The 23047-nt window shown below is 74.2% G+C and carries 23 protein-coding genes and 1 pseudogene; 13 read left to right on the top strand and 11 right to left on the bottom strand.

Annotated features, from left to right (window positions below; genetic code table 11):
• The first annotated feature begins 166 nt into the window (after positions 1-166).
• Positions 167-2167 (top strand): glycosyl hydrolase family 28-related protein, encoded by a 2001-nt coding sequence (locus tag ML5_RS26875; RefSeq protein ID WP_143766959.1) that lies wholly within the window; start codon positions 167-169, stop codon positions 2165-2167.
• A gap of 51 nt (positions 2168-2218) precedes the next feature.
• Here the strand turns inward: ML5_RS26875 and ML5_RS26880 are convergent, their stop codons facing one another.
• The 4 genes and pseudogenes from ML5_RS26880 to ML5_RS26895 form a co-directional block, all read right to left on the bottom strand.
• Positions 2219-3028, bottom strand: coding sequence for a SigB/SigF/SigG family RNA polymerase sigma factor (locus tag ML5_RS26880; RefSeq protein ID WP_013286145.1), 810 nt, complete (start codon positions 3026-3028; stop codon positions 2219-2221).
• A gap of 139 nt (positions 3029-3167) precedes the next feature.
• Positions 3168-3731 (bottom strand): GerMN domain-containing protein, encoded by a 564-nt coding sequence (locus ML5_RS26885; protein WP_013286144.1) that lies wholly within the window; start codon positions 3729-3731, stop codon positions 3168-3170.
• Positions 3728-5077 (bottom strand): annotated as a pseudogene (locus tag ML5_RS26890) (sensor histidine kinase). Before ML5_RS26890 ends, ML5_RS26885 begins: the two are co-directional and overlap by 4 nt.
• A complete protein-coding gene (locus tag ML5_RS26895; RefSeq protein WP_013286142.1) occupies positions 5074-5748 on the bottom strand; it encodes a response regulator transcription factor in 675 nt (224 codons plus the stop codon). Before ML5_RS26895 ends, ML5_RS26890 begins: the two are co-directional and overlap by 4 nt.
• 149 nt (positions 5749-5897) lie before the next feature.
• On the opposite strand from ML5_RS26895, the gene ML5_RS26900 reads away from it, so the two are divergent.
• The 5 genes from ML5_RS26900 (at position 5898) to ML5_RS26920 (ending at position 9040) form a co-directional block, all read left to right on the top strand.
• Positions 5898-6263, top strand: coding sequence for an STAS domain-containing protein (locus tag ML5_RS26900; RefSeq protein WP_013476930.1), 366 nt, complete (start codon positions 5898-5900; stop codon positions 6261-6263).
• Between the two features lie 9 nt (positions 6264-6272).
• Positions 6273-6587: a GlsB/YeaQ/YmgE family stress response membrane protein gene (locus ML5_RS26905; protein WP_013286140.1), complete on the top strand. Its 315-nt coding sequence runs from the start codon at positions 6273-6275 to the stop codon at positions 6585-6587.
• A complete protein-coding gene (locus ML5_RS26910) occupies positions 6584-7150 on the top strand; it encodes an STAS domain-containing protein (protein WP_013286139.1) in 567 nt (188 codons plus the stop codon). The genes ML5_RS26905 and ML5_RS26910 overlap by 4 nt, the downstream gene beginning before the upstream one ends.
• Positions 7144-7434: a BON domain-containing protein gene (locus tag ML5_RS26915; RefSeq protein ID WP_013476931.1), complete on the top strand. Its 291-nt coding sequence runs from the start codon at positions 7144-7146 to the stop codon at positions 7432-7434. The genes ML5_RS26910 and ML5_RS26915 overlap by 7 nt, the downstream gene beginning before the upstream one ends.
• 139 nt (positions 7435-7573) lie before the next feature.
• Positions 7574-9040 carry a cellulase family glycosylhydrolase gene (locus ML5_RS26920; RefSeq protein WP_013476932.1) on the top strand — a complete coding sequence of 489 codons (1467 nt, stop codon included), beginning with the start codon at positions 7574-7576 and terminating at the stop codon, positions 9038-9040.
• 44 nt (positions 9041-9084) lie between these two features.
• On the opposite strand, the gene ML5_RS26925 is transcribed toward ML5_RS26920, so the two are convergent.
• Complete coding sequence (locus ML5_RS26925) at positions 9085-9975, bottom strand: diiron oxygenase (RefSeq protein ID WP_013476933.1); 891 nt, start codon at positions 9973-9975, stop codon at positions 9085-9087.
• 48 nt (positions 9976-10023) lie between these two features.
• On the opposite strand from ML5_RS26925, the gene ML5_RS26930 reads away from it, so the two are divergent.
• The 4 genes from ML5_RS26930 (at position 10024) to ML5_RS26945 (ending at position 12511) form a co-directional block, all read left to right on the top strand.
• Positions 10024-10740 (top strand): TetR family transcriptional regulator, encoded by a 717-nt coding sequence (locus ML5_RS26930; protein ID WP_013476934.1) that lies wholly within the window; start codon positions 10024-10026, stop codon positions 10738-10740.
• Positions 10737-11006, top strand: coding sequence for a DUF4873 domain-containing protein (locus ML5_RS26935; protein ID WP_013476935.1), 270 nt, complete (start codon positions 10737-10739; stop codon positions 11004-11006). Before ML5_RS26930 ends, ML5_RS26935 begins: the two co-directional genes overlap by 4 nt.
• A 21-nt stretch (positions 11007-11027) precedes the next feature.
• On the top strand, positions 11028-11666 hold the full coding sequence (locus ML5_RS26940) for a YdcF family protein (RefSeq protein WP_013286133.1): 639 nt from the start codon (positions 11028-11030) through the stop codon (positions 11664-11666).
• Positions 11667-11749: 83 nt separating this feature from the next.
• Positions 11750-12511 (top strand): glycosyltransferase family 2 protein, encoded by a 762-nt coding sequence (locus ML5_RS26945; protein WP_013476936.1) that lies wholly within the window; start codon positions 11750-11752, stop codon positions 12509-12511.
• Positions 12512-12535: 24 nt separating this feature from the next.
• Here the strand turns inward: ML5_RS26945 and ML5_RS26950 are convergent, their stop codons facing one another.
• From ML5_RS26950 to ML5_RS26960, 3 genes are all read right to left on the bottom strand, one after another.
• Positions 12536-12658: a 50S ribosomal protein L36 gene (locus tag ML5_RS26950; RefSeq protein ID WP_013286131.1), complete on the bottom strand. Its 123-nt coding sequence runs from the start codon at positions 12656-12658 to the stop codon at positions 12536-12538.
• Between the two features lie 127 nt (positions 12659-12785).
• The gene (locus tag ML5_RS26955; protein ID WP_013476937.1) at positions 12786-14138 is read right to left on the bottom strand and encodes a PHB depolymerase family esterase; all 1353 of its coding nucleotides are present in this window, start codon (positions 14136-14138) and stop codon (positions 12786-12788) included.
• 128 nt (positions 14139-14266) lie between these two features.
• On the bottom strand, positions 14267-15352 hold the full coding sequence (locus ML5_RS26960; RefSeq protein ID WP_013476938.1) for a DUF4037 domain-containing protein: 1086 nt from the start codon (positions 15350-15352) through the stop codon (positions 14267-14269).
• A 99-nt stretch (positions 15353-15451) separates the two neighbouring features.
• Between ML5_RS26960 and ML5_RS26965 the strand changes: the two genes are divergently transcribed.
• A complete protein-coding gene (locus ML5_RS26965; protein WP_013286128.1) occupies positions 15452-16375 on the top strand; it encodes a 5'-3' exonuclease in 924 nt (307 codons plus the stop codon).
• Between the two features lie 8 nt (positions 16376-16383).
• Here ML5_RS26965 and ML5_RS26970 read toward each other — a convergent pair whose 3' ends face one another.
• Both ML5_RS26970 and ML5_RS26975 read right to left on the bottom strand, forming a co-directional pair.
• Positions 16384-17274, bottom strand: a complete 891-nt coding sequence (locus ML5_RS26970) for an MHYT domain-containing protein (protein WP_013476939.1) — start codon at positions 17272-17274, stop codon at positions 16384-16386.
• Positions 17275-17439: 165 nt separating this feature from the next.
• The gene (locus tag ML5_RS26975; protein ID WP_013286126.1) at positions 17440-20220 is read right to left on the bottom strand and encodes an RNA helicase; all 2781 of its coding nucleotides are present in this window, start codon (positions 20218-20220) and stop codon (positions 17440-17442) included.
• Positions 20221-20305: 85 nt separating this feature from the next.
• Here ML5_RS26975 and ML5_RS26980 point away from each other — a divergent pair, with 85 nt between their 5' ends.
• On the top strand, positions 20306-21070 hold the full coding sequence (locus tag ML5_RS26980) for an HAD family hydrolase (protein WP_013476940.1): 765 nt from the start codon (positions 20306-20308) through the stop codon (positions 21068-21070).
• 57 nt (positions 21071-21127) lie between these two features.
• Positions 21128-22090, top strand: coding sequence for a DMT family transporter (locus tag ML5_RS26985; protein ID WP_013476941.1), 963 nt, complete (start codon positions 21128-21130; stop codon positions 22088-22090).
• On the opposite strand, the gene ML5_RS26990 is transcribed toward ML5_RS26985, so the two are convergent.
• Positions 22053-22970, bottom strand: a complete 918-nt coding sequence (locus ML5_RS26990) for a diacylglycerol kinase family protein (protein ID WP_369751993.1) — start codon at positions 22968-22970, stop codon at positions 22053-22055. The genes ML5_RS26985 and ML5_RS26990 overlap by 38 nt on opposite strands.
• Positions 22971-23047 lie beyond the last annotated feature (77 nt).

The following is a 23047-nucleotide window of genomic DNA, read 5'->3' on the forward strand; positions in this document are numbered from 1 at the left end:
GAACAGCCGAAGTGGGTCGGTTCTTGCCGCGTACGGAGGCATGCGGTCCGAAAGATGCGAGCAGATTGATGCTTGAAAGGCAACAGAGCACCGGAATAACATGAGGAACCTTGTCGATGGCCTGCGCCGCCGAGGCCACCCGTCCCCCGAGAAAGTGGGTGCTCCGATGTCGCGGAGCGTGCCGAGGATCCTCGCGGCGGCGCTCGTCGCCGCCGCCCTGCTCGTACCGCCCGGTGCCGCCACTGCGGGCCCGCCGCGCGGACCGGCTCCCGTGGTGACCCGCGCCGGGCTGGACCCCGCGCTCGTGGCCGGTCGCGGTGCGACTGTGGACTACGTCGAACAGGAGGCGGAACACGGCCGGACCACCGGCGCCGTGATCGGGCCGGACCGGTCGGCGTACACACTCGCCGGTGAGGCGTCCGGCCGCCGGGCCGTACGCCTGCTGCCCGGCCAGTACGTCGAACTCACGCTCCCCCGGGCCACGAACGCGCTGACCGTGCGCTACAGCATCCCGGACGCGCCGGGCGGCGGCGGGATCACCGCGCCGCTGCGGGTGTCAGTCGGGCACGCGCCCGCCCGCACCATGACGCTGACCTCGCAGTACGCCTGGCTCTACAACCAGTACCCGTTCACAAACGATCCCGGCGCCGACCTGCTGCACCCGGACTGGTGGATCACCGAGTGCTCCTGCGTCCCGGCCGCCACCACGCCCGCGCCGGTGATCAGCAAGCCGTTCCGGCCGCACCACTTCTACGACGAGCAGCGCCTGCTGCTCGGCCGTACCCATCGGGCCGGCGAGGTGGTCCGGCTGACCGCGCCGCGCGGCACGGCCGCCGCGTGGACGGTGATCGACCTGGTGGACGCGCATCTGGTCGCCCCGCCCCGCGTGGTCCCCCGCGCGGTGAACGCGCTGTCCTTCGGCGCCGACCCGACCGGCCGCCGGGAGTCCGCCGACGCGTTCGACCGGGCCGTCGCGTACGCCCGCCGGGTGGACCGCCCGCTCTACCTGCCGCCGGGCACCTACCAGGTCAACCGGCACATAATCGTCGACGACGTGACGATCGCCGGGGCCGGGAGCTGGTACACGATCGTGCGTGGGCGCGAGGTCGCCCTGGACACCCCGGCGCCCGACGGCTCCCGCCACACGGGCGTCGGCTTCTACGGCCGCGACGCCGCCGACGGCGGCAGCAGCGACGTGCACCTGTCCGGTTTCGCGATCGAGGGCGACGTGCGGGAGCGGATCGACACCGACCAGGTGAACGCCGTCGGCGGGGCGCTGAACCACAGCACCATCGACGGCCTCTACCTGCACCACACGAAGGTCGGCATGTGGTTCGACGGGCCGATGACCGGCCTGCGGGTCACGAACACGGTGATCGCCGACCAGATCGCCGACGGGCTGAACTTCCACACCGGCGTCACGCACTCGTCGGTGACGAACTCGGTGGTCCGCAACAGTGGCGACGACGCGCTGGCGATGTGGTCGGAGGGTACGGCGAACGCGTCGAACACGTTCGCCTACAACACGGTGCAGTCGCCGGTGCTCGCCAACGGCATCGCGCTGTACGGCGGCGCCGACCTGACCGTCGCGCACAACCTGATCGCCGACCCGGTACGCGAGGGCAGCGCGATCCAGGTGGGCTCCCGGTTCGGGGCCGAGCCGTTCACCGGCCGACTGCGGATCACCGGCAACACCACTGTGCGGGCCGGCACGTACGACCTGAACTGGAACATCGGCCTCGGCGCGATCTGGTTCTACGCGCTGGACCGCAGCATCGACGCCGCGGACATCCAGGTGACCGGCGACGCGTACCTGGACAGCACCTACAACGCGATCATGCTGGTCAGCGACTGGCCGGTGAAGGACAGCGTCCGCATCGACAACGTCCGCTTCCGCGACATCCGGGTCGACGGCACCGGCACGTCGGTGGTCAGCGCGCGTACGGCGGGCGGGGCGAGCTTCGCGAACGTCGACGCCCGCAACGTGGGCGCGGTCGGCGTCAACAACTGCGGGTCGTTCCACTTCACACCCGCCGGGTCGGAGTTCGCCCTGACCGATCTGGGTGGCAACGACGGCGGGTGGCTGGCCCCGTGGCTGCTGCCGAACACCATCACCTGCGACGACCGGCCGCCGGTGGTGCCGCCGCCCCCGCCCTCGCGCTGGTGACACGACGCGACCCCCGCCGGACGGGCCGGCGGGGGTCGCGTCAAGGGTCGATCAGGCCTCGGTGAGCTGGCCGCGCAGCTTGGTCAGGGCGCGGGCGAGCAGCCGGGACACGTGCATCTGGGAGACACCGACCCGGGCGGCGATCTCGCTCTGGGTCAGGTTGCCGTAGAAGCGCAGCGTGAGGATCTTCTGCTCCCGCTCGTCGAGCGTGGCGAGCGCCGGGCCGAGCGAGGCGCGCAGGTCGGCCAGCTCGTACTCGTTGTCCTCGGTGCCGAGCGTGTCGCCCAGCTCGGTGGCGCTGTCGCCGTCGCCGATCGGGGTGGACAGCGAGACCGCGTTGTACGCGCGGGCGCCCTCCAGGCCCTCCAGCACCTCTTCCTCGGTGACGTCGAGGTGGGCGGCGATGTCGGCGACGGTCGGGGCCCGGTTGAGCGTCTGGGTCAGCGTGCTGTTGGCCTCGGAGATGCGCAGCCGCAGCTCCTGGAGGCGCCGGGGAACCCGGATGTTCCAGGTGCGGTCGCGGAAGTGCCGCTTGATCTCGCCGAGGATGGTCGGGATGGCGAAGCCGGCGAAGTCGACACCGCGCGAGGCGTCGAACCGGTCGACTGCCTTGATCAGGCCGAGCGCCGCGGTCTGGGCCAGGTCACCGGCCGGCTCGCCGCGACCGCTGTAGCGGGCGGCCAGGTGGTTCGCCAGCGGCAGCCACGCCTCGATGACCTGGTTGCGCAGGGCGGCCCGCTGCGGGTGGTCGGCCGGCAGTGCGGCGAGCGCCGCGATCAGCTCGCTGGCGCGGGTCTCCTCGCCCGTCTGCGGCGCGCGGTGCACCTCGGTGGCGGTCGATCCCATGGTCATCGTGGTCATGCTGCCCTTCCTGTCCTCGGAGAACGGGTGGCCTCCCACCGGTCGTGCCAGCCACACTAGACCAAAGGTCACCACCAAATCAACCGAACGGACGATGGAGATTTCGGTTCATATACGGACACAGCGGCGAGGAAGGGTGTCAGCGAGGTAACAGCGGCCGGTAGTCGGCGGCGGTGAGCGGCAGCGCGGAGAGGCTCCCGTCCGCGCGTGGCACCTCCAGCGGCTGACCGTCCCGGCGGAAGGCCACGCTGAACACGTCGGGCCGCTGAGTGAGGCTGCACACGATCTGCCCGAAGGCCAGCACCTCGTCGTTGCGGCCGGTCTCCTCCCCGGCCTGGCGTACGTCGACCGTGGCGAGCGTGCCGGCCAGCGTCGCCCCGGCCACCGCGACCGTGCCGGGCAGCGCCGTGGCCAGTCCCTGACGGCGCTCGCCGCCGTCCGGACCGGCCAGCAGGTGCTGGAGGTGCGCATCCACCTCCGGCAGCCCGTCCACCCGGCGCTTGACCACGACCAGCCCGTCGTCCCGGACGAAGCAGAACGGCTCGTCCACCCGCCCGTCGCCGTCGGCGGTCGAGGACACCGTGGGGGTGGGGAACGCGCCCGGTGGCGTCTGCACCAGGCGGGGCTCGTCGTCCACCGGCACCCCGCAGCCGGCCAGCAGCACGGCCGCGAGCAGGGCGGGCAGGAGCCGCCGGCGGCTCATCGCAGCGCTCCGGGCAGCTCGACCCGGAACCGGGCGCCGGGCTCGCGGTCCAGCACCGCGGCCGTACCGCCGTGCGCGGCGGCGTGCTGCGCCACCAGCGCGAGCCCGAGACCGGTGCCGTCGGTGCCGGCCCGGTCGTGCGCCGCCCGCCCCCGCACGAACCGGTCGAAGATGATCTCGCGGTCACCGGGCGGTACGCCCGGACCGTCGTCGTCGACCTCCAGCACGCCCACGCCGTCGCGCCCGCCGAGGCGTACGGCGACCGGCCCGCCGCCGTACCGCTCGGCGTTCTCCACCAGGTTCAGCAGCGTCTGGGCGAACCGGCGCCGGTCGACCCACCACAGGCGCGGGGCGTCACCCTCGACCGTCACCAGGCTCTCCGGCAGCGACCGCTCCCGGCAGACGGTCCGGGCCAGCTCCAGCACGTCGACCGTCTCGCGGTGCGCCGGCTGCTCGGTGCGGGCAAGCTGGATGAGATCGTCGACCAGGCGCTGGAACCGGGTCACCTCGTCGGCGACCAGGCCCGCCGCGGTCGCGGTGCGTTCGTCCTGGTGCTCCCGGCGGCGGTGGAGCACGCTCGCGGCAGCGGCCAGGGTCTGCAACGGCGAGCGCAGCTCGTGGCTCACGTCGGCGGCGAAGCGCCGGTCCCGCTCGATGCGGTGCACCAGCTTGTCGACCATCTCGTTGAACGAGCTGGACAGGCGGGTGAGGTCGGGATCGGTGGTCGGGTCGAGCCGGGTGGCGAAGTCGCCGGCCGCGATCCGTTCCGCCGCGTCGGCGACCGCGGTGAGCGGCCGCAGGCTGTGCCGGGTGGCGTACCAGCCGAGCGCCGCGCCCGCCCCGGCGACCATGATCGCCACGGCGATCAGTGCCAGGCCCACCACCTGGAACGTCTCCTCGACCTCCCGCAGCGAGGTCAGCTCGTATTAGCCGAGCGCGCCGGGCAGCGGCACGCCGACAAGCAGCACGGGCTGCCCGTCGAGCCGGATCCGCTGCACCGCGGGCTTGCCGTCGGCCACCACGCGCTGCAACTCCACCGGCACCGAGCTGGCGCCCACGTCCGCGGTACGGGCGTACCAGCCGTCGGGCAGGTGCAGCAGCGGGCGGCGCGCGCTGCCGGTGTCGAGCGAGCGCAGCACGGCCACCACGTCCGGGGTGCCGGTGTCCAGGCCGGAGCGGACCACGGCGGCGTCGTAGTAGGCGGCCCGTACCGCGGTGCGCTCCCGCTCGTCGAGCAGCGAGCGCCGGGTCAGGTCGTACGAGAAGAGGGCCATCAGCGCGGACAGCAGCAACGCCCCGACGGCGAACGCCGCGGTGACCCGGGCGCGCAGGCCGGGCCGGGTCATCGCTGGAGCTTGTAGCCGAGGCCGCGCAGCGTGACCAGGTGGCGCGGGTTGGCCGGGTCGGATTCGATCTTCTGCCGCAGCCGGCCCACGTGCACGTCGACGAGCCGCTCGTCGCCGGTCTCGTAGCCCCAGACCCGGCTGAGCAGCTGCTGGCGCGACAGCACCCGCCCGGCGTGCTCGGCCAGCTCGCAGAGCAGCCGGAACTCGGTGCGGGTGACAGGCACCGGCTGTCCCGAGCGCCGCACCTCGCCGGCCTCCGCGCTGATCTCCAGGTCGCCGAAGAACTGGGCGGGCACCGGCCCGGCCACCGTGCGTACGCGCCGGCGCAGCGCCCGCAGCCGGGCGGACAGCTCCTTGATCGCGACCGGCTTCACCACGTAGTCGTCGGCGCCCGCCTCCAGCGCGGCGACGATGTCGTGGGTGTCGTCGCGGGCGCTGATCACCACGACCGGCACGTCGTCGTCGCGGCGCAGCTGACGGATGCAGTCGAACCCGTTCATGCCGGGCAGCATCAGGTCGACGAGCACGTAGTCCGCCGGCTTCTCCCGCTGCCGGCGCAGGCCGTCCTCGGCGGTCGGCGCGCCGTACGCCTCGTAGCCCTCCTCCTCCAGGGCGAGCTGCAGCGCGAGCCGGATGCGGTCGTCGTCCTCGATCACCAGTACGGCCGTCATATGGGCATCATGACCGGCCCGGCACGGGTCGCCCAATCGCGTGGGCCGTTCGTGGTTTTTGTCATCGAACCGTCATACAACCGTCCGGTGACCTCCAAGATCCCTGCGCAGAGTGGGGTCTGACCCGATCCCACCACGGAAGCGACCAGATGCCTGCCAGCCTGCCGTCCCCGCCGGAGTCCGCCGTGCCGCACGTGCGCGTGGACATCACCGACGAGCTGGACCTCGCCGGGCTGCCCGAGGTCGCCCACGTGCTGGACCGCATCCTCGCGCTACGGCCCCGCGAGCTGACGATCGACCTCGCCGGGTGCCGGCATGTGGACGCCGCCGCCGTCGCGCTGCTGCTGGACGTGCACCGCCGGCTGGCGCGGCAGGGCGGCCTGCTCACGCTGAGCAATCCACATCCGCGGATCCGGCGCATCCTGGAGAACTCCGGGCTCGGCGCCGTACCCGTCGTCGACACGCCCCGTCCGGCCGCGCGCGGCCGGGCTCGGGTCGCGTCCGCATCACGCTGAGGAGGAGTGGTGACCGGCAGCACGCTCGTCGGAGCGCTCGTGGTGGGTCTGGCCGTCGGCGGGCTGGGACGCCTCGTCCTGCCGGGGCGCAAGGCCGTCCCGGTGTGGCTGACACTCGCGCTCGGCGTGGCGTCCGCGCTGCTCGGCGCGATCGTGGTCGGGCTGGTGGACCACCGCACCGACGGATCGCCCGTGCTGCCGCTGATGGTGCAGACCGGCTTCGCCGCCGTGGCGGTCGTGCTGGCGGTGGTCGCCGCGGGCCGGCCGGAGGCGGAGGGGCAGACGCCGCCCGGTACGGGCGGCCGGCGGAAGGAGGAGGTGTGACCGTCGTTCCCGCGGACCACCTCATGATGCTCATCTGCGACGCCTGCGGCGACAGCGTCACCGGCACCGGCGCCACGCTGCCCGACGCCGAGGTGGTGTGGACGCTCGTGTTCGAGCACGACTGGGTCGGCTCGCCGTTCGCGTCCGGACCGCATCACTGCCCCCGGTGCAGCGCCCGGGCGGCCATCGCCGACGACGGTCTGGGCCTGGACGAGCTGGAACAGGTCGCCGGCACCCCGGCCGCCCACGACCTCGACCCGGCCACGGCGGTCCGCCGCGCTCTCGACGAGCGTTCCCTCCGCGACGACATGGAGCTGGTCGACCTGTCCGGGCTGGAGGTGATCGACTCCGCCGGGCTCAGCCTGCTGGTGCGCGCGCACCAGGACGCCCGGCGCGACGGCCGCCGGCTGTGCCTGCTGTCCCCGTCGCGGTTCGTGCTCACCGTGCTGCACACCATGCGGCTCGACGGCGTCTTCACAGTCGTCGACGGCCGCGTCCCGGCGCCGGGCCCCGCAACCCGGCAACCGGTCCTGACCGAACAGAAGGAGCCCTCCCCGTGGTGATGCCCTGGCCGTACCCCGAGTTTCCGTACACCGGCGGCGGACCGGAGCCCGACGACGCGGACACCCGGCTCGCGTCGCTCGTCGCGCAGCGGCTCAGCGCCGACTGGACCACCCGCCGGCAGCAGATCACAGTGACCGTGCAGAACCGCGTGGTCATCCTCGCCGGCCTGGTGGCCGACCCGGAGACGCGCCTGGTCGCCGCCGAGCTGGCCTGGGACGTGCCGGGTGTGTTCGACGTCTGCAACGCGCTGCGGCTCTACGGCGGGCGGCGCGGCGGCCGCTGAGCGGCGACTGTTGCACGCATCGGCATCCACCTCTACGCTCGGCCGTGGGAGCGCTCCCCCAGGCCGCCGCGTCGGGCTTTCCGGGCAGGTTCACGACGGGCACCGTCCGTTCACCATCCAGACGATGGGACCTTCCCGCATGTTCTCGATTCCCCGCCCGTCCCGGCGGCACCTGCTCGTCGGCGGCGCGGTCGGCGCGCTCGCCCTGGCGGCGACGGCCGTCCTGCCCTCGCCGGACGCGATGGCGGCGACCGGCTGCGCCGTCACCTACACCACCAACTCCTGGCAAGGCGGCTTCACCGCGACAGTGGCGGTGCGCAACCTCGGCGACCCGGTGAGCAACTGGACGCTGGGCTTCACCTTCCCCGACGGCGGCCAGCGCGTGGTCCAGGGCTGGTCGGCCACCTGGCAGCAGAGCGGCTCGGCGGTCACCGCGCGCAGCCTGGACTACAACGGCGCGCTCGGCACCGGCGCGAGCACCACGATCGGCTTCAACGGCTCGTGGACCGGGTCGAACCCGAGCCCCACGTCGTTCACGCTCAACGGCACGGTCTGCACCGGCGGCACGAGCACCCCGCCGCCCAGCACGCCCCCGCCGAGCACCCCGCCGCCGCCGACCACTCCCCCGCCCACCACCCCGCCACCCACCACCCCGCCGCCGACCGGCACCACGCCGGTGGCGATCAACGGCCAGCTCCAGGTGTGCGGCGTCAACCTCTGCAACCAGTACGGGCGGCCGATCCAGCTGCGCGGCATGAGCACGCACGGGTTGCAGTGGTTCGCCAACTGCTACACCGACGCCTCGCTCGACGTGCTCGCGAACGAGTGGCGGTCCGACCTGCTGCGCATCTCCATGTACGTGCAGGAGCAGGGCTACGAGACCAACCCGGCCGGCTTCACCAACCAGGTGAACACGCTCGTGGACAAGGCCGAGGCCCGGGGCATGTACGCGCTCATCGACTTCCACACGCTGACGCCCGGCGACCCGATGTACAACCTGGACCGGGCAAAGACGTTCTTCGCCAACGTGTCCGCGCGCAACGCCGCCAAGAAGAACGTGATCTACGAGATCACCAACGAGCCCAACGGGGTGAGCTGGTCGACCATCCGCAACTACGCCGAGCAGGTCATCCCGGTGATCCGGGCCAACGACCCGGACGCGGTGGTCATCGTCGGCACCCGGGGCTGGTCCTCGCTGGGTGTCTCCGAGGGCGGCAACTCCGACGAGATCGTGAACAACCCGGTGCGGGCGCAGAACATCATGTACACGTTCCACTTCTACGCCGCGTCGCACAAGGACAACTACCGCAACGAGGTGCAGCGGGCGGCGAGCCGGCTCCCGCTGTTCGTCACCGAGTTCGGCACTGTCACCTACACCGGTGACGGCGCTGTCGACACCGCCAGCAGCAACGCCTGGCTCGACCTGCTCGACCGGTTGAAGATCAGCTACGCGAACTGGACGCTCTCCGACGCGCCCGAGGGCTCGGCGGCGCTCCGGCCGGGCACCTGCGCGTCCGGCTCGTTCGGCGGGACGTCGGTGCTCACCGAGTCCGGCGCGTTCATGCGCGAGCGCATCCGTACCGCCGACAACTTCCCCACCTCCTGACCGGGCGGCCGGCGGCGATCCTTTCCCCTTCGGGTCGCCGCCGGTCAGCCCTCCACCAGCCCGGCCCGGCGCCACAGCACCAGGCCCGGCCCGGCGACCAGGCCCAGTTCGGTCAGGTGGTCGGCGATCCGCTGCGCGGACCAGCGCAGCGTGGCCCGCCAGTGCGGGTTGGCCCGCGCCGCGGCCCGGCCGGCCGCCGGGTCGATCCCGACCGCCGCGTACGCCCGCGGGTGCACCAGGCGCCGCGTGATCGAGTACGCGGCCCGGCCGATCACCAGTCGCGAGTACGCGAGCGCGACCGGCCCGGCGGCCTCGACCTGCCGGGTCAGCTCGTCGCGGGCGAAGCGCACGTGCCGGGCCTCCTCCACCACGTGGATGCGCGACACCATCCGGATCAGCGGCTGCAACGACTCGTCGGCCATGATCTCGCGCTGGAACGAGTCGAGGATCTCCTCGGCGATCAGGATGGCCGCGTACATCTGCGGGCCGGTCGCCGTGGACTTGAGCCAGCGCCCGAGCAGGTGGTCGAACGGCTCGGCCCGGTAGACCGGCGCGCCGGCGGCCTCGATGAGCCGGCCGAACATGATGGAGTGCCGGCACTCGTCGGCGACCTCGGTGAGCGCGTACTGGGCGTGCCGGCTGGTCGGGTCGGCGTCGTAGTAGTGCCGGATCAGCATCTGCATGAGGATCGTCTCGAACCAGATGCCGGCGCTGGCCGCGCTGGCGACCTCGTGCTTGGTCAGCTCGACCCGCTGGTCCTCGGTCATGGCCTCCCACAGGGGAGTGCCGTAGAGGCTGCTGCGCGTGGGCGGCAGCCAGTACGCGCCGGGCACCGGCGGCGCCGACCAGTCGATGTCGACCACCGGGTCGTAGCTGGTGCGTACCGAGGCGGAGAGCAGGCGGTCGGCGACCGCCTCGCGCGGGAATCCGGCCATGACCCCTCCATATTGACGTAACTTCGAGTAACTGTTACGAGTGGTAGCATGCGACGGACCACCACCGATGTCAATGGCCCCGACACTCCCCCGGAGCCGGCCGCACCCCGTTCCGGCGGGCGGCGCGACCGCTGGGCCGACCACCGCGAACAGCGGCGGCAGGAACTGATCGCCGCCGCCGTGCAGGCACTGCTGCAGCACGGCCCGAGCGTCGACATGGACCAGGTCGCCGCCACCGCCGGGGTCAGCAAGCCGGTGCTCTACCGCTACTTCGCCGACAAGGCGCAACTCTGGCTGGCGGTCAGCGAGGTGGTCGCGGAGCGCGTGGTCGCCGCGATCGCCCCAGCCGTGGAGCAGGTACGCGAGGAGCGCGCGCTGGTCGAGGCGACCATCGACGCGTACCTGAGCGTGGTCGAGTACGAGCCGTCGCTGTACCGGTTCCTCGTGCACGAGTCCGGGCATCCCGGCATCCAGCAGGTGGTGACAGGCACCAGCCGCCAGGTCGCGACCGGGCTGGCCCGGGTCATCGGCGACCGGCTGCGCGCGCTCGGCCTCGACGCCGGCCCGGCCGAGCCGTGGGCGTACGGGCTGGTCGGGTTCGTGCAGGCGGTCGGCGACTGGTGGACCACGCACGGGCAGCCGATCCACCGGGCCGCGCTCACCGAATACCTGACCACGCTGCTGTGGAGCGGCATCGAGGGGGTCCGCCGGGGCGCGGACCTGCCACCGGAGCTGACCCGCGCGCACGAACGGATCGACAGGTGACCTGGGAGGGCACGGCCCAGATCGCCGGCACCACGGTCCGGTTGCACGGCGGCGGGCGGTTCGAGCCGGTCGACGGCCGCTACCACTGGGCCGGACGGGTCGAGCCGGAACCGCGCCTGGTCCGGCTGCTGCGCTCCGGCCGCCGCGACGTGGAGGTCCGGATCGGCGAACGGGTCACCCGGGCCCGGCTGGCCGAGGTGGACCCGTGGGGCGGCGTCCGCATCACCGGTGTCGGCACGCCACCCTGGCCGCCGGACGACGAGTGATCCGCGCCGTACCGTGAAGGGATGACGTCTCCCGCCACCGTGCTGCTGGTCTTCGGCCGTGGGGTGGTGGCCGGGGACGACGGCTACCGGCTCACCGCGGAGAGCGTGGCGCGCACCGAGGCCGCGGTGGCCTACGTCCGCGCGCACGCCGAGGCGTTCCGCCGCGCGCCGGACGCCCGGGTGGTGTTCACCGGCGGCTGGCCGCACGGCCCGGCCGGCGCGCCCGGCCCGCCCGCCGGATACCGGGAGGCGGAGCTGATGCGGGCGCTGGCGCGCGAGGCGGGACTCGACGCGTACGCCTCGTCGGCGGCCGAGACCCGCTCCCGCACCACGGTGCAGAACCTGGCGCACACCGTCCAGGACGGGCTGCTCGACGCGGCGGAGTTCACCGCGCAGCGCCCGCTCGGGCTGGTCTCCCACCCGTGGCACCTGCCCCGCGTCCGGCTGCTCGCCGCGCGCGTGCTCGGCCTGTCCGGCCCGGCGCTGGCCGACGTGCCGGTGACCGCGCCCGACCCGGTGCCCGTCCGGCGGGAGCGGGCCGCCCGGGCGTTCAGCCGGATCGGCTTTCTCGGTGTGCGTACCCCGGAGGCGTCGCTGCGCCGCGAGCGCGCGCTGGCCCGCGCCGCCGACCGGATCGGACGCCTCACGCCCCGGCGGTGATTCACCGGGGCGGGCCCGGGGTACGAGCGTCCTCGATCGACCCGGCGGGCCGTGCCGGCGGGCGAGTCCACCCGGGAGGTTCCGTGATCGTGCTCGTGCCGGTGTACCGACCGGGTGACCGTCTGCCGCCGCTGGTCGGCGACCTGCGGGACGCCCTGCCCGGGGCGGACGTGCTCGTCGTCGACGACGGCAGCGGCCCGGCCGCCGCCGGGGTGCTGGACGCGGCCCGCGCCCGGGGCGCGACCGTGCTGCGCCGCCGGGTCAACCGGGGCAAGGGCGTGGCGCTGCGCACCGGCTTCCGGTACGCCTCGACGCACCACCCGGGACGCGACGTGATCTGTGTGGACGCCGACGGCCAGCACTGTGTGCCCGACGTGTGCGCCGTGACGGACCGGATGCGCGCCACCGGAGCGCCGACGCTCGGCGTACGCGGGTTCGACGGCGAGGTCCCGGCGCGCAGCCGGTTCGGCAACGCGGCGACCCGGGTGGCGTTCCGCCTGGCGACCGGCCGGGACGTGCGCGACACCCAGACCGGGCTGCGCGCCTACCCGGCCGCGCTGCTCGGCTGGCTCACCACGGTCCCCGGTGACCGCTTCGAGTACGAGATGACGGTGCTGCTGCGGCTGGTCCGCGCCGGGCTGCCGGTCGAGCAGGTGGAGATCGCCACCCGCTACCACGGCGACAACTCGGGCTCGCACTTCTCCGCGCTCGCCGACTCGGTACGGATCTACCGGCCGCTGGCCGCCTCCGCGCTCGCCCGCCTGACCGGGCGCGCCGAGGTGGGCGACGTGCCGGCCGCCGCCGTCACGACGTCGCGTCCCACACCTGCGTCTCGGACTCCCTGAGCGGGTCGCGCGGCGACGACGGGCTCAGCCCTGCCGGGCCTTCTGCCGCCGGTCGGCCTTGTTGAGGACGAACAGCCTGCCCCGGCGCCGGACCACTATCGAGTCGGCCTTGCGCTTGAGCCCGCGCAGGGAGCTTCGGACCTTCATATCCGCTCCTTCGGTTCCCGCCGGTGTCCGTCCGGCACGGGTACCCGCCGGGGCGGCGCCCATGCCCGGCGGGGTGGCGGCGTCACCGTGTCCGGGACGCCGCCACCCGCGTGCGAGCGGGGACGGATCAGGCGGTCGTGCAGGTGCTCCCGTTGAGCGCGAACGAGGCGGGCCTACCGGTGTTGCCGGTGTGGGTCGCCTGGAAGCCGATGTCCACCGAACCGCCCGGTGGGATCGACGCGTTGTAGGACACGTTGCGGGCCGTCACCGCTCCGCTGGACGGGCTGTACGTGGCGTTCCAGCCTCCGGTGATCGTCTGACCGCCCGGCAGCGTGAACGCGAGGTTCCAGCCGTTGATCGCCGTGGTGGACGTGTTGGTGATGGTCACCGCGGCGGTCAGGCCGTTGTTCCAGGCGTTCACCACGTACCCGACCCGGCAGGCCCCCGACGGCGGCGGCGTGGTCGGCGGCGCCGTGGTGGGCGGAGGCGTCGTGGGCGGGGGCGTGGTGGGCGGGGGCGTCGTCGGCGGCGCGGTGGTCGGCGGCGGCGTGGTGGAGTCCAGGCCGAAGAAACGGATCGCCTGCGCCGCGTCCACCGGCAGGTTGTGCGAGACGCCCTGCATGCTGATCGCCTCGACGGTCGCGGTGCCGCCGGTGCCGCCGTAGCGGGTACGGGTGTAGCCGGCCTGCGGACTGTCCGTGTACGCGGGCGTCTGGCCCAGCCCGTTCACGTTCGTCCACTGGTCGATCTGCTCGCCGAAGTTCGGGTAGCGCAGCGTCTCGTCGTTGGTGCCGTGCCAGATCTGCATCCGCGGACGCGGGCCGGTGTAACCCGGGTACGCGTTGCGCACCAGGTCACCCCACTGCTGCGGGGTCTTCAGCACCTGGCCGTTGGCGCACTCGCTGTTCCACTCCGAGCCGTTGGTGGTGGCGAAGCAGCCGAACGGCACACCGGCGAACGCGGCGCCGGCCCGGAACACGTCCGGGTAGTCGCCGAGCAGCACGTTCGTCATCATCGCGCCGGACGAGGTGCCGGTGGTGAAGATCCGCTGCGAGTCGACCGGGTAGCGCTGCCGCACGTGGTCCACCATCGACTTGATGCCCACCGGGTCGCTGCCGCCGTCGCGGCGCAGCGCCTGCGGCGAGGAGACGTCGAAGCACTTGCTGCTGCGGGTCACCGACGGGTAGACCACGATGTAGCCGTACCGGTCGGCGAGCGACGCGAACTGGGTGCCGGAGTACATGGCCGGGCCGCTGCCGGTGCAGTAGTGGTTCACCACGAGCAGCCCGGGACGGGCCGCGACGGTGTCCGGGACGTACAGGTACATGCGCAGGTTGCTCGGGTTGGCGCCGAAGTTCGTCACCTCGGTCAGCGCGGCGGCCGAGGCCGGCCCCGGGACGGCGAGCGCCGCCCCGACGGCGAGCCCGGCGGCGGCCAGCGCCGCGCCGAGCAGCCGGAGTCCGCTCCTTTTGGACAGCATGCTGTTCTCCTCGGTGGTGGGAACGCCGCGTGTCGCGGCGTTCTCGCCGGCGAGGCGCCTGCGACGGGCGGCCCGGACCCTCGGAGACGAGATAGACAGTCGCGGATCGATGCGACTCGAATCGGAGTCTAGGCCCCCACCGGCGGGCCGACAACCGCGGCGGCCACCCGGCGGGCGCGGTCGGCGTGGGTGAGCACGTCCACGCTGTCCACGTACTGGTCCACAGCGCCCACCGGCGGGCGGTCGCGCAGCTCCGGGTCGGTGATGGCGGCACGCAGCGTCTCGACGAACCGGCAGGCGTGCAGCACCAGGAACGGCCGATCGTGGAACGGCCGGGCGGCCGGGTCCACCGGCGGCGCCGGCGCGGCGTCGTTGGTCCAGCCGGCCACCGTCTCCAGCGCCCGGACCAGGCCGGGCTCGCGGGCCGCCCAGTCACCCGGGCCGAGCGCGGCGGCGAGCCCGTCCACCACCGGCGCCGCGTCCGGCAGCGTCGCGAAGACCGTGCCGAGCCATTTCGCGTACGGGGGCCAGCGGCGGTGCAGCAGCAGGCCGAGGCGCATCAGATCCCGGGCCAGACCGGCGACCACGACCCGGCTGCCCAGGTCGTCGCCGACCTCGGCGCACCGGCCGGCCAGGTGCTCGGCCTGCGCGACCCGCTGCCACCCGGAGGCGAGCACGTACCGCCACACGTCGTCCGGATACCAGGCGAGCCGGGCCCGGACGCCGGTGAGCGCGCCGTCGAGCCCGTCGTGGAACACCGCTCCCCCGGTCAGCTCGGCCAGCCGCTGCGTCGGCGTCGCCAGCCAGTCCGCCGCCGTCAGTCCGGCGCGCGGGTCGGCGCCGAGCCGCTCCCGCAGCCATCCCCCGAGTTCGTCCACCGTGACGCCGTGCCGGTCGCCGTCGGCGCGGACCGTGCCCAGCCGCGCCGACGGCCCGCCCGCGTACCGGGTCGGCCAGCCGAGGAACCGCGCCGGCAACTCCGCGTCCAGCACCGCCCGTACCGGCGCGACGTCGTGCGCCTTCCCCACGAAGACCCGGGTACGCGGACCCCAGTCGTGGTCGGTGGAACGGGGCGTGTCGAGGCCGAGCAGCTCGGAGCCGCCGTCGAGCAGCCCGGCGGAGTACGGCAGGCCGGGCAGCCGCCGCGCCAGCAGCGGACCCACCACCTCGTCGTGGAACCGGCGGGCCAGGATCAGGCCGGGTACGAAGCTCACCCCGCCAGTCTGCGCATCGGACGCCCGTCGCGCGCCCCGGTTTCCGGTCCGGCGGTCGCCTCCCCCATCCCGTCACAGGGCTGTGGAAGGCTTGTCCGCGTGGCACACCGACAGCCGATCCTCCTGATCGACTCCCCCAGCCTCTACTTCCGCGCCTACTTCGGCATCCCCGAGTCCGCCGCGAAGACCGGCGACGGCCAGCCGGTGAACGCCGTACGCGGCTTCCTCGACATGCTCGCCCAGCTCGTGCGCACCCGCCGGCCCGACCGCATGATCTGCGCGTTCGACCACGACTGGCGGCCGGCGTGGCGGGTGGAGCTGCTGCCGTCGTACAAGGCGCACCGGGTCGCGCCCGAGGGCGGCGAGGTCGTGCCGGACACGCTGTCCCCGCAGGTGCCGATGATCCTGGAGGTGCTGGACGCGCTCGGCATCCCGGCCGTGGGGGCCACCGGCTACGAGGCCGACGACGTGCTCGGCACGCTCGCGGTGACCCAGCCGGGCCCGGTCGAGGTGGTCTCCGGCGACCGCGATCTGTTCCAGCTCGTCGACGACGCGCACCCGGTGCGCCTGCTCTACGTCGGCCGGGGCGTGGCCAAGCTGGACGACTGCGACGACGCGGCGGTCCGCACCCGCTACGGCGTGCCGGCCGACCGGTACGCCGACTTCGCGGCGCTGCGCGGCGACCCCAGCGACGGGCTGCCCGGCGTCGCCGGCGTCGGCGAGAAGACGGCCGCCCGGCTGATCGACCGCTACGGCGGGCTGGACGGCATCCTGGCCGCGCTGGACGACCCCCGTTCCGGTTTCGCGCCGGGGCTGCGGGCCAAGCTCGACGCCGCCCGCGACTACCTGGCCGTGGCGCCGAAGGTGGTCCGGGTCGCCACCGACGTGCCGCTGCCCGAGCTGGACCCGGCACTGCCGACGTCTCCCGCCGACCCGGACCGGCTACTGGAGCTGGCGCAGCGCTGGAACCTGGCCGGCTCGTGCCGCCGCCTGGTCGACGCGCTGGCGGGCGACCGATCGTGATCAGTTGATCACGAGGGGCGGTCGGTGCTCCGGCGGGTCGGGAACTGGGCGCCGGGCTGCGCCAGCGTCGAGCGGGCGCGCAGGCCGACCGGGTCCGGCGCGGGCTCGGCGGCGGCGGCCGCGTACGGCGCCTCGTCGAGCCGCGAGCTGACGTACGCGGCCCCGGCCCGGTCGTCGTCCGACGGCGCGGCGAGCAGCGCGTAGACGAGCCCGACCACGCCGAAGACCACTGCCAGCACGATCGGCACCAGCAGACCGCTCACCTCGGTGCCGGATGCCGGGCCGCGGCTCTCGTGCAGGTGCACCGACAGCGCGCTCATGCCGGTGAAGTGCATTCCGTTGACCGCGATGCCCATGACCAGCGCCGAGGCGGCGATGGCGAGCGCGCGCCGGACGGTCATCGCCAGCCAGAGCGCCACGGTGGCGGCCACGATCGCGATGACCACCGACAGCGTCACCCGCAGCGGGTCGTAGCCGAGTGAGCCGTCCAGGCGCATGGCGGCCATGCCGGTGTAGTGCATGGCGGCCACCCCGGCGCCGGTGAAGAACCCGCCGGCGAGCAGCCGGGGCGCGGCGAGCCGGCCGGTGCCCACGATCGCCAGCCCGATGCCGACCGACGCCACCGCGATCGCCGTGCTGGCGGCCGTCAGCGGCACGTCGTAGCGGATCCGGGTGCCGCCGACGGCGAAGCCGAGCATCGCCATGAAGTGCATGGCCCAGATGGCTGTGCCGCCCAGCGCCCACGCGGCGAGCAGGCCCCACCAGGCGCGCTGACCGGCACTGGTGGCGGTCCGGATCCGCCCGGCGCAGACCAGCCCGAGCGCCGAGCCGAGCACGGACAACGCGTAGCTGAGCGCGGGTGTGATCCACCCGTACTCAAAGTGATTGATCTCGCCCACGACGCCCTTCCCTCACCATCGGCCGAGCGCGACCCACGGCGCCCCGGGCAATGATGGGATAGGCCCTGACCAGGGCGCACATCGGCCCCCCGACAATTCGTGGGGTGGCAGCGCCGTGACGCAGCGGTGCGTCGATCTCCGGCAACCGATGACCGAAAGTGACCGTTAGGCGGAGGCGTGGTAGGCCAGCACGCCCCGGTTGACCGCCGCGATGGCCTGCCGGGCGGTGCCGCGCAGCTCGGCCGAGGCGCCACCCGAGTCGGCGACCTGCCCGAGCAGGTCGACCACCTGGCGTGCCCAGCGGACGAAGTCGCCCGCCGGCATCTCCCCGTCGATCTGGTGGCCGCTGGCCAGCACCTTCGCCAGCGCCTCGCCGCGCGCCCACCGGTAGATCGGCCAGGCGAAGCCGAGATCCGGCTCCCGGGTCACGGCCAGGCCGCGCGCCGCCTCGTCCGCCTCGATGTCGCCCCACAGCTTGAGCGTCTCGTCGACCGCGTCGGCCACCGCGCCGCGCGGCAGCGACGCCCGCTCGTCGACGTCCCGCCGGGCCTCGAAGACCACCACCGACACGGCGGCGGCCAGCTCGGCCGGGGACAGGCCGTCCCACACCCGGCGGCGCAGGCACTCGGCCACCAGCAGGTCCGCCTCGGTCCAGATCCGGGCCAGCATCCGCCCGGCGTCGGTGACCTCGCCGTCGGCGGCCAGGTAGCCGCGTGCCGTCAGCAACGCGACGATCCGGTCGAAGGTACGGGCCAGCGAGCCGGTCCGCCCGGACACCCGCTGACGCAGCTCCTCGGTGTCGCGTTCCAGCCGGCGCCGCCGCTCCGCCCAGCGGGCGTGCTCCTCACGGTCCGGGCAGGCGTGACACGGGTGCGCGCGCAGCTCCACGCGGAGCTGGCTGAGCCGGTGGTCCTCGCCCACCGCCTGACGGGACCGGCCGCCCCGGCGGCCGCCGTGCCGGTCCAGGCCGGTGCCGCTGACCGCGGCGGCCAGATCCCGCCGGGCCGCGGGCGAGCGGTGGTTGAAGTGCTTCGGCACCCGGATGCGGGTGAGCACCTCGGCCGGGGTGGTGAAGTCACCGGGGGTGACCCGCCCGGCCCAGCGGTCCTGGGTGAGGACCAGCGGCCGGGGCTCGCCGAACCCGCCGGTGGCCGGGTCCAGCACCACCGCCAGGCCGGCCCGCCGCCCGGACGGCACCCGGATCACGTCACCGACCCGCAGCCGCTCCAGCGAGGCGACGGCCGCCGCCTTGCGCTGGGTCTGCCCCTGCCGGGCGATGGCCCGTTCCCGGTCGGCGATGGCCACCCGCAGCGCGAAGTACTCGTCGAAGTCGCCGTGGTGGCACGCCGCCTCCACGCCGTACGCGTCGATGGTCTCGGTGTTGCGCTGCACCTGCCGGGCCAGGCCGACCACCGACCGGTCGGCCTGGAACTGCGCGAACGAGGACTCCAGGAGTTCCCGGGCCGGCGCCGCGCCGACGCTGCCGACCAGGTTGACGGCCATGTTGTACGACGGCCGGAAGCTGGAACGCAGCGGGTAGGTGCGGGTGGAGGCGAGCCCGGCGACGTGCCGGGGGTCGGTCTCCGGCGACCAGACGACCACCGCGTGGCCCTCCACGTCGATGCCCCGGCGGCCGGCCCGGCCGGTGAGCTGGGTGTACTCGCCGGGGGTGAGGTCGACGTGGGCCTCTCCGTTGAACTTCACCAGACGCTCCAGCACCACGCAGCGGGCCGGCATGTTGATGCCCAGCGCGAGCGTCTCGGTGGCGAAGACGGCCTTGACCAGCCCGCGGACGAACAGCTCCTCGACGACCTCCTTGAACGCCGGGAGCATGCCGGCGTGGTGCGCGGCCAGGCCGCGCTCCAGGCCGTCGAGCCACTCCCAGTAGCCGAGCACCGACAGGTCCTCGCCGGGGATGGCGGTGACCCGCGACTCGACCACCCGGCGGATCTCGGCGCGTTCGTCCGGGGAGGTCAGGCGCAGCCCGGCGGCGAGGCACTGCTGCACGGCGGCGTCGCAGCCGGCCCGGCTGAAGATGAACAGGATGGCCGGGAGCAGCCCCTCCCGGTCGAGCCGGTCGACGATGTCCGGGCGCATCGGGCCCCGCCAGCGAGGGCCGCGCCGCCCGCCCCCGGGGCCGGCGCTGCGGCCCTCGCCCAGCTCCAGACGGCGCATCGTGTCGCGGGTGTAGCGCAGCAGCTCGGGGTGCACGTCGTGCTTGCGGGCCGCGTCGGCGTCGTGGAACAGGTCGAACATCCGCTTGCCGACGAGCATGTGCTGCCACAGCGGCACCGGCCGGTGCTCGGAGACCACCACGGCGGTCTCTCCGCGTACGGTGACCAGCCAGTCGGCGAACTCCTCGGCGTTGGAGACGGTGGCCGACAGCGACACGAGCGTGACCGACTCGGGCAGGTGGATGATCACCTCTTCCCAGACCCCGCCGCGGAACCGGTCGGCCAGGTAGTGGACCTCGTCCATCACCACGTACGCCAGGCCTTCGAGGGTGGCCGAGCCGGCGTAGAGCATGTTGCGCAGCACCTCGGTGGTCATCACCACCACCGGCGCGTCGCCGTTGATCGCGTTGTCGCCGGTGAGCAGGCCGACCTGCTCGGCGCCGTAGCGGTCCACCAGGTCGTGGTACTTCTGGTTGGACAGCGCCTTGATCGGCGTGGTGTAGAAGCACTTGCGCCGGGTCGCGGGGGCGTCGCCGCCGGGCCGGCCCCGCAGCGCCAGGTGCACCGCGAACTCACCCACCACGGTCTTGCCGGCGCCGGTGGGCGCGCAGACGAGCACGCCGCTGCCCCGCTCCAGCGCCTCGCACGCCTCGCGCTGGAAGTCGTCGAGATCGAACCCGAGATCCAGGGAGAATTCGTCCAGGGCCGGGAAGGCGGAGGCCTGCGCGGCCCGGCGGCGCGCCGCGGCGTACCGCTCGGCGGGGCTCGACATGGATCCAAGATTAATCGGTGCCGCCGAGGAGCACCGGTCAAGGCCATCCGGCAGGACGGTCGGAGCGGTCGGTAGGGTGCACGACGTGCCGGACCGTACCGAACTGCCCCACGTCTCGAGCGGCGCCGACGACGCCGTCCGCCCGGGCCCGTCCCGCCGGCCCGTGGAGGCGGTGCTCTTCGACTTCCACGGCACCCTCGCCCAGGTGGAGGAGCCGCTGGCCTGGGTGCTCGCCGCCGCGGCCGCCTGCGGCGTCGAGCTGGACCGCATCCGGGCCACGTCGCTGGCCGACCGGCTGCTCACCGCCGGGCGTGCCGGTGGCCCGCTGCCTGCACGGGTGCCGCCCCGGCTGGCCGAGCTGTGGGCCGACCGGGATCTCTACCCGCACGCGCACCGGGGCGCGTACACCGGGCTGGCCGAGACCGTGGACACCGGCATCGACGGGTTCGCCGACGCGCTCTACGAGCGGGTGCTGGTGCCCGAGGGCTGGGTGCCGTACCCGGACACCGCTCCGGTGCTGGGTGCCCTGCGCTCCGCCGGGGTGAAGGTGGCGGTGGTCAGCAACATCGGTTTCGACCTGCGGCCGCTGTTCGCCGCCTGGGACCTCGACGCGCTCGTCGACGCGTACGCGCTGTCGTACGAGGTGGGGCGCTGCAAGCCGGACCCGGGCATCTTCCTGCGCGCCTGCGGGATGCTCGGCGTGGACCCGGAGCGCACGCTCATGGTGGGCGACACGCCGGCCGACGCGGGCGCGGTGGCGGCCGGGTGCGGGGTGCTGGTGCTGCCCTGCGCCGACGCGGGCCGCCCGAACGGGCTCGGCGCGGTGCTGGACCTGGCCGGGGCCGGCTGAGCGTTCACCTGCCCAGCGGCGCGAACCCGCCGCGGCGCACCGGATACCGTCAGGGGCATGACCGGTGCCCACCCCTTGCCGCCGCGTGCGCCGGGACGGCTCGGCGGGGTCGCGCTGGTACTCGGCGGGGCGCTGTCGGTGCAGTTCGGCTCCGCGCTCGCCGCGCTGCTGTTCCCGCGTACCGGGGTGGCCGGGGCGGTGACGTTGCGGCTGACCGTCGGCGCGCTGCTGATGCTCGTGGTCTGCCGCCCCCGGGTACGCGGGTACGGGCGACGCGACTGGGCGGCGGTGCTGGCATTCGGGCTGGCCCTGGCCGGCATGAACTCGATCTTCTACCAGGCGATCGAGCGGATCCCGCTCGGCCCGGCCGTCACGCTTGAGGTGCTCGGCCCGCTGGCGCTGTCCGTGATCGCCGCGCGCCGGATGGCCGCCTGGTGCTGGGCCGCGCTGGCGCTGGCCGGGGTGGTCCTGCTCGGGCAGGGCGGGTTCGACCGGCTCGACCCGGCCGGCGCCGCGCTGGCGCTGACGGCGGGCGCCATGTGGGCCGCGTACATCGTCTGCTCGGCGCGGATCGGCGCGCGGTTCCCCGGCGCCGACGGGCTGGCCCTCGCTCTGACCGTCGCGGCGCTGCTCACGCTGCCGTTCGGGCTGGCCGACGGCGGCGGTCGCCTCGCCGACCCGGTGGTGCTGGGACTCGGTACCGGGCTGGCGCTGCTCGCCTCGGTGCTGCCGTACAGCCTGGAGCTGGCCGCGCTGCGGCGGCTGCCGACCGCGACGTTCGCGGTGATGATGAGTCTCGGTCCGGCGATCGCCGCCGTGGCCGGCTGGCTGGTCCTCGGCCAGGCGCTGCGCCCGGTCGAGGTGCTCGCCATCGCGCTCGTGGTCGCCGCGAGCGCGGGCGCGGTCCGCGCCGCCGCGCCGCCGCCTTCTCCCGCGCCGCCGGCCGTTCCCGGCGTGCCGTCCGAGGCGGACCCGGCGGGGGTCAGCGCAGCAGCCGCAGCGCCGCCGGGACCGCGGTGACGGTCACCGGCAGGTCGAAGGAGCGTTCCCCGTCGGCGTACGTGGTGATGCCGTCGGCGGACAGCTCCACCGTCCGCGCCCGGTAGACGCGCGCCAGCGGGTGCGTGACGTGGGTGCCCTGGTAGATCTGCGGCTTGACCCGCATCAGCGTGCGCCTGTCGAACCGGCCGCCGACCACCACGTCCAGCAGGCCGTCGTGCGGGTCGGCGTCCGGGCAGATCCGCATGCCACCGCCGTAGCTGGCCGTGTTCCCCACCGCGACGAGCACCGCGTCGACCTCCTGCGCCACCCCGTCGAGGACCAGCCGGTAGCGGCGCGGCCGCAGCCGGGCCAGCTCCACCACGATCGCCAGGTCGTACCGGCGCGGGCCGCGCGGCCAGCGCATCCGGTTGGCGCGTTCGTTGACGATCGCGTCGAAGCCGGCCGCGAGCACCGCGCCGAACCAGCGGTCCGCCTCGCCGGGCCGGGACAGCCGCGCCAGGTCGACCGGGCGGGTGTGGCCGGCGGCGAGCGCCGCGGTGATCACCTCGACGGCGGCCGTCGGGTCGGCCGGGAAGCCGGTCTCCATCGCGAAGTCGTTGCCGGTGCCCGCCGGTACCGGCCCGAACGCCACGGCCGTGCCGGCGACCGCCTGCATCGCCCGGTGCACGGTGCCGTCGCCGCCCACCGCGACGAGCGCCCCGGCGCCGCCGGCGACCGCGGCGTGGCACGCCGCCTCCGCCTCCTCGGGAGTACGCGCGCGCAGCAGCTCGACCGGGCGGCCGGCTCCGGCGAGGCGCTCCAGGATCCCGGGCAGCAGACCGCGGTGCCGCCCCCGGCCCGCGGTCGGGTTGGCGAGCACGGCGACGGGGCCGGACGGGACATGATCGTGCGCGGTCACGGCGAGCACCGTACGGCACGCCTCGCGCCGCCCACCAGAGCCAGGTCGCACGGCGGGTGGGCGGCACACGCCGACGG

The sequence above is a fragment of the Micromonospora sp. L5 genome, from assembly GCF_000177655.2.
Classification (GTDB): domain Bacteria; phylum Actinomycetota; class Actinomycetes; order Mycobacteriales; family Micromonosporaceae; genus Micromonospora; species Micromonospora aurantiaca.

Excerpts from the sequence above, each read along its gene's own strand:
- ML5_RS26875 (WP_143766959.1), top strand. The coding sequence starts at position 167 with ATGTCGCGGAGCGTGCCGAGGATCCTCGCGGCGGCGCTCGTCGCCGCC.
- ML5_RS26880 (WP_013286145.1), bottom strand. The coding sequence starts at position 3,028 with ATGACCACGATGACCATGGGATCGACCGCCACCGAGGTGCACCGCGCG.
- ML5_RS26885 (WP_013286144.1), bottom strand. The coding sequence starts at position 3,731 with ATGAGCCGCCGGCGGCTCCTGCCCGCCCTGCTCGCGGCCGTGCTGCTG.
- ML5_RS26895 (WP_013286142.1), bottom strand. The coding sequence starts at position 5,748 with ATGACGGCCGTACTGGTGATCGAGGACGACGACCGCATCCGGCTCGCG.
- ML5_RS26900 (WP_013476930.1), top strand. The coding sequence starts at position 5,898 with ATGCCTGCCAGCCTGCCGTCCCCGCCGGAGTCCGCCGTGCCGCACGTG.
- ML5_RS26920 (WP_013476932.1), top strand. The coding sequence starts at position 7,574 with ATGTTCTCGATTCCCCGCCCGTCCCGGCGGCACCTGCTCGTCGGCGGC.
- ML5_RS26925 (WP_013476933.1), bottom strand. The coding sequence starts at position 9,975 with ATGGCCGGATTCCCGCGCGAGGCGGTCGCCGACCGCCTGCTCTCCGCC.
- ML5_RS26930 (WP_013476934.1), top strand. The coding sequence starts at position 10,024 with ATGCGACGGACCACCACCGATGTCAATGGCCCCGACACTCCCCCGGAG.
- ML5_RS26940 (WP_013286133.1), top strand. The coding sequence starts at position 11,028 with ATGACGTCTCCCGCCACCGTGCTGCTGGTCTTCGGCCGTGGGGTGGTG.
- ML5_RS26950 (WP_013286131.1), bottom strand. The coding sequence starts at position 12,658 with ATGAAGGTCCGAAGCTCCCTGCGCGGGCTCAAGCGCAAGGCCGACTCG.
- ML5_RS26955 (WP_013476937.1), bottom strand. The coding sequence starts at position 14,138 with ATGCTGTCCAAAAGGAGCGGACTCCGGCTGCTCGGCGCGGCGCTGGCC.
- ML5_RS26975 (WP_013286126.1), bottom strand. The coding sequence starts at position 20,220 with ATGTCGAGCCCCGCCGAGCGGTACGCCGCGGCGCGCCGCCGGGCCGCG.
- ML5_RS26985 (WP_013476941.1), top strand. The coding sequence starts at position 21,128 with ATGACCGGTGCCCACCCCTTGCCGCCGCGTGCGCCGGGACGGCTCGGC.